At 68.7% G+C, this 7086-nt stretch carries 5 protein-coding genes, 2 pseudogenes and 1 riboswitch; of the genes and pseudogenes, 4 read left to right on the forward strand and 3 right to left on the reverse strand.

The window, feature by feature from the left end:
• Window positions 1–83: 83 nt before the first annotated feature.
• The 3 genes and pseudogenes from BN2475_RS32600 to cbiE form a co-directional block, all read right to left on the reverse strand.
• Window positions 84–797, reverse strand: a pseudogene (locus BN2475_RS32600) (cobalt-precorrin-6A reductase); the annotation flags it as partial.
• Window positions 794–1885, reverse strand: a complete 1092-nt coding sequence (locus tag BN2475_RS32605; protein WP_094783456.1) for a cobalt-precorrin-5B (C(1))-methyltransferase — start codon at window positions 1883–1885, stop codon at window positions 794–796. The pseudogene BN2475_RS32600 and the gene BN2475_RS32605, both read right to left, overlap by 4 nt.
• Window positions 1885–3108 (reverse strand): precorrin-6y C5,15-methyltransferase (decarboxylating) subunit CbiE, encoded by a 1224-nt coding sequence (gene cbiE, locus BN2475_RS32610; RefSeq protein ID WP_094783457.1) that lies wholly within the window; start codon window positions 3106–3108, stop codon window positions 1885–1887. The genes BN2475_RS32605 and cbiE overlap by 1 nt, the downstream gene beginning before the upstream one ends.
• 84 nt (window positions 3109–3192) lie before the next feature.
• A riboswitch (cobalamin riboswitch) is annotated at window positions 3193–3371 on the forward strand.
• An 84-nt stretch (window positions 3372–3455) separates the two neighbouring features.
• Between cbiE and cobG the strand changes: the two genes are divergently transcribed.
• The 4 genes and pseudogenes from cobG to BN2475_RS32630 form a co-directional block, all read left to right on the forward strand.
• Complete coding sequence (gene cobG / locus BN2475_RS32615) at window positions 3456–4964, forward strand: precorrin-3B synthase (protein ID WP_094783458.1); 1509 nt, start codon at window positions 3456–3458, stop codon at window positions 4962–4964.
• Window positions 4957–5583 (forward strand): precorrin-8X methylmutase, encoded by a 627-nt coding sequence (locus BN2475_RS32620; RefSeq protein WP_094783459.1) that lies wholly within the window; start codon window positions 4957–4959, stop codon window positions 5581–5583. Before cobG ends, BN2475_RS32620 begins: the two co-directional genes overlap by 8 nt.
• Window positions 5584–6315: a precorrin-2 C(20)-methyltransferase gene (locus BN2475_RS32625; RefSeq protein WP_094783460.1), complete on the forward strand. Its 732-nt coding sequence runs from the start codon at window positions 5584–5586 to the stop codon at window positions 6313–6315.
• Window positions 6312–7086 (forward strand): annotated as a pseudogene (locus tag BN2475_RS32630) (cobalamin biosynthesis protein CbiG); the annotation flags it as partial. The gene BN2475_RS32625 and the pseudogene BN2475_RS32630, both read left to right, overlap by 4 nt.

Here is a 7086-nt window from a genome sequence, read left to right on the forward strand (position 1 = left end):
TTTGGCCGGGGTTTGGCCGAACCGTCAGGCGCGAGCGGCCCGTCGCGAGTTCGCCCCTCAAGTTCGGTCTGAAGCAAAGCCTCGGCTCGCAACGCGTCAAGCAGAGCGCTCAGATTGTCGAATTCGCGGTCGGACGCAGGCAAGCCCGGACGGCGCAACATGATGACCGGCAAGCCGCGTTCTCGCGCCACTTCCAGCTTCGCTTCGGTTGCGCTGCCGCCGCTGTTTTTGCTGACCACGACGTCGAACGCTTGCAGCGCGAACAGCGCGCGCTCGCCGTCGAGCGTGAAAGGGCCGCGTGCCGCGAGGATGCGCGCCCTTGCATGGTCCGCATGCGACTCGAGACAGCGCACGGTCCAGAATTGATGCGGCGGGATCTCGTCGAGATGTGCGAGCGGTTCGCGGCCGAGCGTGAAGAGCGGCCGCCTGAACGGCGCGAGCGCCGCCGTGAGTTCGTCCCAATCACCGACCATGCGCCAGTCGTCGCCGGCTTGCGGCTGCCAGCCCGGCCGGCGCAGCGCCCAGCACGGCACACGCGCGGCGTGGCATGCCTGCGCCGCGTTCGCGCTGATCCGCGCGGCGTACGGATGCGTCGCGTCGATCACGAGGTCGATCCCTTCGCCGTCGATATAGCGCGCCATCCCCTCGCTGCCGCCGAAGCCGCCGACGCGCACCGCGCACGCCAGATCGTCCGGCACCTTGCCGAGACCCGCGAGACTGTACACATGCGCGCGGCCGAGTTGCCGCGCGATCTTCAACGCGTCGCCCGTGCCGCCGAGCAGCAGAAGCCGTTTCATCGCGCCGCTCCGATCAGATTGCCTTGACGGTCGATCGCGAACATCTCCACGTTGACCTGTGATGGCACGATCGCACGCGCCACCGCGAGCGCGTGCCGGCAGACGATATCGCCGAGCGGCACCTGCTGCGCGCGAGCGAGCGCGACCGCCTGCTGGCTCGTATTGGCCGCGCGAATCGCCGCCTGCAACGCGTCATCCGCGCCACGTTCTGCGGCCCATGTCGCGAGATGGTCGAGATCGATGCTCGAATTGCGGCTATGCAGATCGAGATGGCCCGCCGCCAGCTTGCTCAGTTTGCCAAAGCCGCCACACACGCTCAGCCGTTCGACGGGCGCACGCTTCATGTGCTTGAGCACCGCGCCGACGAAGTCGCCCATCTCGATCAGCGCGATATCCGGCAGCGCATAATGCGCGCGCATTGCGTCTTCGCTCGCGTTGCCGGTGCAGGCGGCCAGATGCGTGTAACCGTTCGCACGCGCGACGTCGATGCCCTGATGAATCGACGCGATATACGCCGAGCACGAGAACGGCCGCACGATGCCGGTGGTGCCGAGTATCGACAGACCGCCTACGATGCCCAGGCGCGGATTCATTGTCTTCAGCGCGAGCTCCTCACCGTCTTCGACGCCGACCGTCACCTCGAAGCCGCCATGATATCCATACTCCGTCGCGAGTTCGGTCAGATGCTCGGTCATCATCCTGCGCGGCACGGGATTGATGGCCGGCTCGCCGACCGGCAGCGTCAGTCCCGCACGCGTCACCGTGCCGACGCCCGGACCCGCGCGAAAAATCACGCCCGGCTCGGCGAGCAGGCGCACGCGTGCGAACACGAGCGCGCCGTGCGTGACGTCGGGGTCGTCGCCGGCGTCCTTGATGGTACCTGCTTCGGCAGCGCCTGCGTCGATCAGGCGGCAGAACGCGAGCGTCATCGGCACGTGCTGGCCCTTCGGCAGCACGATCTCCGCGACCTCGCTGACCACGCCCGCCAGCAACAGACGCGCCGCCGCCAGCGAGGTCGCGGTGGCGCAACTGCCGGTCGTGTAGCCGCTACGCAGCGGCGCGGGCTGTTCGGGTGTTTCTTCGCGCATCAGGGTTGGGCATTTGAATTTGCTGGCTTGGTCACGTCCAGCAGCGTGATCGGCAACGCCTGCCGCCATGTATCGAAACCGCCGAGCGGTTGCGCGTTGGCGAGCGCGATCCGCGTGAGCGTGCCGCCATGCCGTTCGCGCCACGCCATGAGCGCCGCCTCGCCCTGCAACGTGACCGCATTGGCGACCAGCCGGCCGCCGTCGCGCAGACGCGCCCAGCACGCATCGAGCACGCCCGGCACGGTCACGCCGCCGCCGATGAACACGGCGTCCGGCGCTGGCAGTCCGTGCAGCGCGTCCGGTGCGCGACCGGCCACGAGTTGCAGCCCCGGCACGCCCAGCGCGTCGCGATTATGTTCGATGAAGCGCTGCCGCTCCACGTTCGCTTCGATTGCGATCGCGCGGCACGCCGGGTGCGCGCGCATCCATTCGATGCCGACCGAGCCGCTGCCTGCGCCCACGTCCCACAGCAATTCGCCGGGCGTCGGCGCAAGGCGCGCGAGCGTAAGCGCGCGCACATCGCGTTTGGTCAACTGGCCGTCGTGGCGAAACGCGTCGTCGGGCAAACCGCAGGTTAGCGGCAGACGCGGCGCGCCCGCGCTCGCATGGCATTCGAGTGCGATCAGATTCAGCGCGGCCACGTCGCCCGCACTCCACTGGTCCGCGCGGCCGTCGATGCGGCGCTCCAGTTCGCCGCCCAGATGTTCGAGCACGCTCATCCGGGTCGCGCCGAAACCGCGCTCGTTCAATAGACCGGCGAGCGCAGCGGGCGTGCGCCCGTCCGCGCTCAGCACGAACACGCGTGCGCCGTCATGCAGATGCGCATGCAGCGTCGCCAGCGGACGCCCCACCAGCGAGACCGTCACGACATCCTGCAACGGCCAGCCGAGCCGCGCGGCCGCGAGCGACAACGACGACGGCGCGGGCAGCACCCGCAGTTCACTCGCCGGCAACTGCCGCGCGAGCGTCGCGCCGACGCCGAACAGCATCGGATCGCCGCTCGCCAGCACGCACACGGCACTGCCGCGCTCGGCCAGCAAAGGTGCAAGGTCGAACGGGCGCGGCCACGCGGCGCGGCGTGCGGCGAGACGCGCAGGCAGCATCGCCAGATGACGTTCGCCGCCATACACCACCGACGCCGTCAACAAAGCACGCCGCGCGGGCCTTCCCAAACCGGCGAAGCCGTCATCGCCAATGCCCACCACGGTCAGCCACGCCGGCATGCATCCATCCTCATTCTGTGTCGTCAACTAGTGCGCCGTGGCACGCCGGTCAAAGCGTGCAGCCTCGTTGCGCGGATCGAAAAAAGGCATAATACAGCCGCCGGTGCCCTTCGGGGCCCAAGAGGGAACACAGTGTGACTGTGGCTGCCCCCGCAACTGTATGCAGCGAGTCCGCCTGCACTGCGCGCCACTGGTTCGACCGGGAAGGCCGCGACGGACGATGACCTGCCAGCCAGAAGACCTGCCGGCAAGACTGTTCGTGACAGCCAACGTCGGGCGGGGTGTACCGATGCCGTAGCAAGGTCCGCCATGCGGCTTGCTCGGGCCGTCGCGCGACGCTAACCGCGGTGTCCGTCTTGAACCAAGCTTCGCCCTCCACTGTTTTACCCGCTGCGGCTGCAACGCCGCGGCCCTCGGCGTGTCCGGGGCTGCTGCGCATCGTCGCCGCACGCGACGGCGGCATCTGCCGGATCAAGCTGCCGGGCGGTGCGTTGAGCGCGACCCAGGCGCGCGCCGTCGCCGACGCGAGCACGCGGCACGCGGCCGGCGTGATCGAGTTGACCAATCGCGCGAACCTGCAGGTACGCGGTGTGCGCAACGGGCACGAAGCGGCGTTGAACGCGCTGCTGGTCGAGGCGGGTCTCGGACCCACGCCTGCTGCTGTCCCGCTGGGGCATGCGAGCGCAGCCGCCAATCTCGCGCTGACAAGCTCGGCCGACGACGTGCGCAACGTGATGATCAGTCCCGCCGCCGGACGCGACCCGGATGCGCTGATCGATACGACGCCGCTGTGTGCTGAACTGCTCGCGCTGCTGCAAAGCGAAACGCGTTTTGCGGCGCTGTCGCCCAAGTTCGCGCTGCTGCTTGATGGTGGCGAGCGACTTGCGCGGGTCGATCATCCGCATGATGTGTGGCTCGCGGCGACGCAAGCGGACGACGGCGTGCGCTTCGTGTTCGGGCTGGCGGGTTGTCCGCCTGTGGGTCGGGCCGCGACCACTGGGTCCACTGGGTCCACTGGGTCCGCGTCCGCACAACGTACATCCCGCGCGAGCCACCTGCCCCACGCGAACGGCACACTCGCGCTCGCCACCGTACAGCCCGCGCAAGTCGCCGCGCTGGTGCGCGCGTTGCTGCATACGTTCATCGATCTCGCATCCGCCGACGCCACCCGCATGCGCCACCTGCTCGCCGCGCATTCGGTCGATACGCTGCTGGAACACGCGCAACGCTACGTGGATTTCCCGCTGTCACGCGACGCCTCGCTCGCCGACTGGCAACGCAGTACCCCGGCCGATGCCGCGCTTCGGCTCGGCGCACACGCGCAACGCATTCCCGGCACGTGGCAGGTGGGCGGCCAACCGCCGCTCGGCCGCCTCGACGCCGCCGCGCTGCACGAACTGGCCACGCTCGCGCAACGACACGGCAACGGCACGCTGCACGTAACGCCCTGGCAAAGCGTGCTGCTCCCCGATCTCGCCACGCCCGTCGTCCCCAACGTACTGGCCGAACTGAACGCGCTCGGCCTCGCCTGCGATCCCACGCAAGCGATCGCGCATCTGATCGCTTGCGCCGGTTCGACTGGCTGCGCGAAAAGTCTCGCCGACACCAAAGCCGACGCGCTGCAACTCGCGACCCGGCTGTCCGCCGGCGTCGACGTGCATCTGAGCGGCTGCGCACGCTCATGCGCCGCCGCGCATTGCGCGCCGTATACACTGCTGGCCGCCGCGCCCGGCACCTACGACCTTTATCGACGCGACGGCCAGGCTGGTTTCGGCCAGTGCGTCGCGCACCAACTGACGATCGCGCAGGCCGCCGACCTGCTCGATCAGCTGGCCCGGAGTTATCCCGATGCTTGATTACATTCGCGACGGTCAGGAGATCTATCGCCAATCGTTCGCGACGATCCGCGCGGAGGCCGACCTGTCGCGCATCCCCGCCGACCTCGAAAAACTCGCGGTGCGCGTGATCCACGCGTGCGGCATGGTCGACGTGATCGACGCACTGCAGTTTTCCGCGCACGCGGGCACGGCAGGCCGCGCGGCGCTTGCACAAGGCGCGCCGATTCTGTGCGACGCCGGCATGGTCGCGCAAGGCATCACGCGTGCGCGGCTGCCCGCCAACAACCCGGTGATCTGTACGCTCACGGATCCCGCCGTGCCGGCGCTCGCGCGAGAGCTCGGCAACACGCGTTCGGCGGCGGCGCTCGAATTGTGGCGTCCGTATCTCGCGGGCAGTGTCGTCGTGATCGGCAATGCGCCGACCGCGCTGTTTCATCTGCTCGACATGCTCGATGCCGGCGCGCCGAAGCCCGCGCTGATTCTCGGCTTTCCGGTCGGCTTCGTCGGCGCGGCCGAATCGAAAACGCTGCTCGCCGAGGACAGCCGCGGCGTGCCCTACGTGGTGGTGCATGGCCGGCGCGGCGGCAGCGCGATGGCCGCCGCCGCCGTCAACGCGCTGGCGACGGAGGTCGAATAAATGATGGTGCAAGGACGGCTGTTCGGACTCGGCGTCGGCCCCGGCGACCCGGAACTCATCACGCTGAAGGCGCTGCGTCTGCTGAAGGCGGCGCCCGTCGTCGCGTACTTCGTCGCGAAGGGCAAGAAAGGCAACGCGTTCAGCATCATCGAGCAGCATTTGCACGATGCTCAACAGCATTTGCCGCTGGTCTATCCGGTGACGACCGAAGCGCTCGAACCACCGCTGTCGTATGAGGCGATCATCGCCGACTTCTACGACACCGCCGCCGAGGTCGTCGCCGGTCATCTGGATGCGGGCCGCGACGTCGCCGTGATCTGCGAAGGCGACCCGTTCTTCTACGGTTCGTACATGTATCTGCACGACCGGCTCGCCGCGCGCTACGCAAGCGAGGTCGTGCCCGGCGTGTGTTCGATGCTCGGCGGCGCGGCGGTGCTCGGCGCGCCGCTGGTGTATCGCAACCAGAGCCTGTCGGTGCTGTCGGGCGTGCTGCCCGAGGACGAATTGCGCCGGCGTCTCGCCGATGCCGATGCCGCCGTCGTGATGAAACTCGGCCGCAATTTCGACAAGGTACGGCGCGTGCTCGACGAACTCGGTCTTGCGCAGCGCGCGCTGTACGTCGAACGCGCGACGATGGGCAATCAGCGCATCGTGCCGCTCGCGCAAGTCGATCCGATGGCGTCGCCGTATTTTTCGCTGCTCGTCGTACCGGGGGAAAAATGGCAAGGATGACGGCGCCCGCGATCGTGATTCTCGGTGCGGGCGCGCTCGCGACCGCGCGGCGCATCCAGGCGCTGTATGTCGATGCGGCCGGTGCTGCTGGCGCGGCCTGTCAGGTGCATGGGTTGCAGGGGCGGACGGACGCCGACGTTTCGTACACCGAACTAGGCGCGCATCTGCGCGAACTGTATGCGCGCGGCACGCCGATTGTTGCGTTGTGCGCGGCCGGCATCGTGATCCGGTGCCTCGCACCGTTGCTGTCGAACAAGGGCGTCGAACCACCGGTGCTGGCCGTCGCCGAAGACGGCAGCGCGGTCGTGCCATTGCTCGGCGGACTGGCCGGCGTCAACGTGATGGCGCGCGAGATTGCGGCCGCACTGGCGGTGTCGCCCGCAATCACGACGAGCGGTGAACTGCGCTTCGGCACCTGCGTGCTGAATCCGCCCGAGGGCTATGCGCTCGCCGATATCGGCCAGGGCAAGCGTTTCGTGTCAGATCTGCTGGCGGGGGAAAGCACGCGTATCGAGGGCGACGCGCCCTGGCTCGTTGATGCGCAACTGCCACGCTCTGCGTCGGCGCGCCTTGCGATTCGCGTGACGCCGCACGCGTGGGATGGGAGTAAGGACGAGCTGGTGATCCATCCGCGCAGCGTGGTCGCGGCAGTGATGGATGCGGGAGCGGGAGCGGGTGCGGGTGCGGGTGCGGGTGCGGGTGCGGGTGCAGGTGCAGGTGCAGGTGCAGGTGCAGGTGCAGGTGCAGGCGCGCAGATCGCCGCAGGCGTGC

This window comes from Paraburkholderia ribeironis (genome assembly GCF_900019265.1).
Classification (GTDB): Bacteria; Pseudomonadota; Gammaproteobacteria; order Burkholderiales; family Burkholderiaceae; genus Paraburkholderia; species Paraburkholderia ribeironis.